Genomic DNA, 3,776 nt, shown 5'->3' on the forward strand with positions numbered 1-3,776 from the left:
CCGCGGTCCCCGGCGCGACGGTCGCGGCGACCGTGCGCTCCCCCAGGCTCGCGCGCAGCAGGGCGGTGGGGGCGTCGGCGACGACGGTGCCCCGGTGCATCACGACGGTGCGGCGGGCGAACTGCTCCGCCTCCTCCAGGTAGTGCGTGGCGAACACGATCGTGCGCCCGGCGTCCGCATCGGCACGCATCACGTCCCAGAAATGCCGGCGCGCGGTGACGTCCATCCCCGCGGTCGGCTCGTCCAGCACGAGGATGTCCGGGTCGGACACCATCGCGAGGGCGAACTTCACGCGTTGCTGCTCTCCCCCCGAGCACTTCGCGACCCGGCGGCGCGCGAGGCGCGTGAGGTCGGCCCTGGCCATCACGTCGCCCACCCGCGCGAGCGCCTCTCCGCCGTGCAGCGAGGCGATGAGGCGCACGGTCTCGCCGACGGTGAGGTCGCCCAGCAGCCCGCCGGTCTGCAGCACCGCGCCGATCGCTCCGCTCGCGGTCGCCCGCTCCGGGGTCATGCCGAGGACCTGCACCGTCCCGCTGCTCGGGGCCGTGAGGCCGAGCAGCATGTCGAGCGTCGTGGTCTTGCCCGCGCCGTTGGGCCCGAGCAGTGCGACGACCTGTCCTCGGCGGATCGACAGGTCAACGCCGTCGACGGCCTGCACGCGGCGGTCGCCCGAGCCGTAGTGTCGGCGCACGTCGCGCAGCTCCAGCACGATCGGGGCGTCCGCGGGAGCGGCCGCAGGTTCGGTGTCGGGTCCGGGTGCCGGGCGAGGGGCGACCCGCATCGCCATCGCGCCCGCAGAGGTGTCGTTCATGCCTCCAGCCTCGCGTCCGCCCGGCCGCGGCGCCGGAGCCCGGTGTCATCTCCTCGACATGACACGTGTCATGCGGCGGACCTCAGCGCGCGGGGAGGAAGGCACCCTCCAGGAAGCCCTCGAGCTCCGCCACCCCGTCGAGCGGGAAGATCGCGGCCACGTACTGGTCGGGGCGCACCACGACCACGACGCCGTCGCGGGACAACTCGCGCGCCTCGAAGATGTCCGTCGCGCACCACTTGCTGGGACCGGCGGCGTACACCTTCTCCCAGTCGGTGAGCCCGAGGGGACCCGTCTTCGGCTGGAACAGCGCGGGGGCCGAGGTCACCTCGACCTCCTCGAACGGCTGCGGGTACACGGCCTTCACGTCGAACACCGCGTCCTCGTCGCCGTCGGCCGGGGTGAACCGCGCGAACACGGGTGCCGCGGCCTCGGCCCAGGCCGTGAGCGCCTCGCCGGTCCGGTCGCCGAACGCGTAGACGCGCCACCGGCCGTCGGCCTTCGCGTGGTGTCCGAGGTGCACGACGTTGCCGTCCCCGACCCGCACGACCTCGGCGGACTTGAAGCGCTTGCCCAGCGGATACCCGACCGCGAGCTCCTGGTGCGCATCGGTGCCCGTGATCATGGAGCCCGTGTACTGCGTCATGAACCCGGAGGGGAACTCGGCCGTCGCGAGGTAGTACGTGGCCAGGTCGTTCGGGTCGGAGATCTCCTCGGGCTTGCGCGCCATGAGGCTCGACCACTCGCGGTCGAAGTCGATCAGCTGCTGCGCGACGGGCCGCCGCTCGGCGCCGTACGTGGCGAGCAGGGACTCGGGCGCGCGGCCGGTGAGCACGGAGCCGAGCTTCCAGCCGAGGTTGAAGCCGTCCTGCATCGAGACGTTCATGCCCTGGCCGGCCTTGGCGCTGTGCGTGTGGCAGGCGTCGCCGGTGAGGAACACGTGCGGCGTCCGCGACTCGCCCTCGTCCACGTCGTCGAAGCCGTCGGTCACGCGGTGCCCGACCTCGTAGACGCTGTGCCAGGCGACCTCGCGCACGTCGAGCGTGTAGGGGTGCAGGATCTCGTTCGCCCTGCGGATGATCTCCTCGATGGGCGTCTGGCGCACGCGGTGGTCGTCGTCGGCGGCGACCTCTCCCAGATCGATGTACATCCGGCTGAGGTAGCCGCCCTCGCGCGGGATGTGGAGGATGTTGCCCGCGGCCGAGTTGATGGCGCACTTGGTGCGCCAGTCCGGGAAGTCGGTGTTGACCAGCACGTCCATGACGCCCCAGGCGTGGGCGGCGCTGGCGCCGACGTGCGTGCGGCCGATCGCCTGGCGCACACCGCTGCGGGCGCCGTCGCAGCCGGCGACGTACTTCGCGCGGATCGTGCGCTCCTCGCCGGCGCGGTCACCCGCGACGTAGCGGATCCCGACCTCGACGGGGTACTCGCCCTCGTCGTGCACGGTGAGCCCCGTGAACTCCACGCCGTAGTCGGGCGTGATGCGGCCCGGCCCGTTCGCCGCGGCCTCGGCGAAGTAGTCGAGCACGCGCGCCTGGTTGACGATCAGGTGCGGGAACTCGCAGATGTCGTAGGCGTAGTCGGCGGTGCGGGAGGTGCGCACGATGCGATCGCGGTGCTCGGGGTCGGGACCCCAGAAGTTCATCCAGCCGATGTTGTAGGCCTCGGCGATGATGCGCTCGGCGAACCCGAACGCCTGGAAGGTCTCGACGCTGCGCGGCTGGATGCCGTCGGCCTGGCCGAGCACGAGTCGCCCCTCGCGCTTCTCGATGAGGCGCGTGGAGACGTCGGGGTACTGCGACATCTGTGCCGCGAGGAGCATGCCGGCGGGGCCGGACCCGACGATGAGCACGTCGATCTCGTCGGGGAGGTCGGCGGGGCGGTCGGTGCCGATCCCCGCGGCGTCCTGCACGCGGGGGTCTCCGGACACGTAGCCGTGGTGGTGGAACTGCATCGTCGTCGATTCCTTCCGGACGTCGCTGTCGGGTGTCGCTGTCGGGTGCTGGGGTCTTGCGTCCGAGACGAGCGTGTTCTATATTCGAACACACCGTTCTACTATTGAACACAGCCTAAACCGGCGCCGCGCGCGCCGCAAGGAGCCGCATGTCCGAGAGCCCGACCGCCGCGCCCGCCTCGCAGACGCTCAGCCGCGGGATCCGCATCCTGGAGGTACTGTCCGACGCACGCCATGCGCTCACGATCGACGAGATCGCCGCGCGGCTCGACGTGCACCGCTCGATCGCCTACCGCCTCCTGCGCACCCTGGAGGACCACGGGCTCGTCAACCGCGACGCGGCGGGCGCCGTCAGCCTCGGCGCCCGCATGGCCGCCCTCGCCGCCGGCGTGGCGCACGACCTGCAGGCTGAGGCGCTGCCCGAGCTCACCGCGATCGCCAACGAGCTCGGCATGACGTGCTTCCTCGCGGTGCTCGACGGCACCGACTGCATCACCCTCGCGAGCGTCGAGCCGCGGCACGCGGTGGCCAGCGTCGCTCAGCGCCCCGGCGCCCGGCACCCGGTGACGGTGGGCGCCCCCGGCAAGGCGATCCTGGCGCAGCTCCCGGTCGCCGAGCGGCCGGACGGCATCTCCCCCGCGCTGCGACGCGAGGTCGAGGCCGCCGCGGAGCGCGGGTACGCCACGAGCCACGACGAGGTCATCCCCACCGTGCAGGCCGTCGCCGTGCCGCTGGTGCTGCGCGGGCAGCGCCCGTGCGCGATCGCCGTCGTGCACGTGGCGACCGACCTCGACGGCGCCGACATCGCCGCCCGCCTGCAACGCTCCGCCGCCGTGATCCGCGAGGCCCTCGACGGCTGATCCCACCCGGGGCTCACGCCCGCCGCATCCTCGGATCGATCGCCGCGCACCGGCACGCGATGGCACCCTCGCCCCGCGAGGGAGAACGCACGGCACCGGACACGCGCGAGAGGGCGCACCGCACCGGACACGCGCGAGAGGGCGCACCGCA

General features: G+C 72.7%; 3 protein-coding genes. 1 reads left to right on the forward strand and 2 read right to left on the reverse strand.

The window, feature by feature from the left end; translation table 11 throughout:
• Positions 1-811 (reverse strand): ABC transporter ATP-binding protein (locus DW297_RS00025; protein ID WP_240744470.1); only part of this gene is annotated, 811 nt, incomplete at its 3' end.
• A gap of 82 nt (positions 812-893) precedes the next feature.
• Positions 894-2,765 carry an FAD-dependent monooxygenase gene (locus DW297_RS00030; protein ID WP_136028479.1) on the reverse strand — a complete coding sequence of 624 codons (1,872 nt, stop codon included), beginning with the start codon at positions 2,763-2,765 and terminating at the stop codon, positions 894-896.
• A 149-nt stretch (positions 2,766-2,914) separates the two neighbouring features.
• Between DW297_RS00030 and DW297_RS00035 the strand changes: the two genes are divergently transcribed.
• The gene (locus DW297_RS00035; protein WP_136028480.1) at positions 2,915-3,625 is read left to right on the forward strand and encodes an IclR family transcriptional regulator; all 711 of its coding nucleotides are present in this window, start codon (positions 2,915-2,917) and stop codon (positions 3,623-3,625) included.
• The last annotated feature ends 151 nt before the right edge of the window (positions 3,626-3,776 follow it).

Source organism: Microbacterium sp. PF5, from assembly GCF_004794315.1.
GTDB lineage: Bacteria > Actinomycetota > Actinomycetes > Actinomycetales > Microbacteriaceae > Microbacterium > Microbacterium sufflavum.

What these genes read in the sequence shown, in the direction of transcription:
- DW297_RS00030 (WP_136028479.1), bottom strand. Translation starts at nt 2,765, where the DNA reads ATGCAGTTCCACCACCACGGCTACGTGTCCGGAGACCCCCGCGTGCAG.
- DW297_RS00035 (WP_136028480.1), top strand. Translation starts at nt 2,915, where the DNA reads ATGTCCGAGAGCCCGACCGCCGCGCCCGCCTCGCAGACGCTCAGCCGC.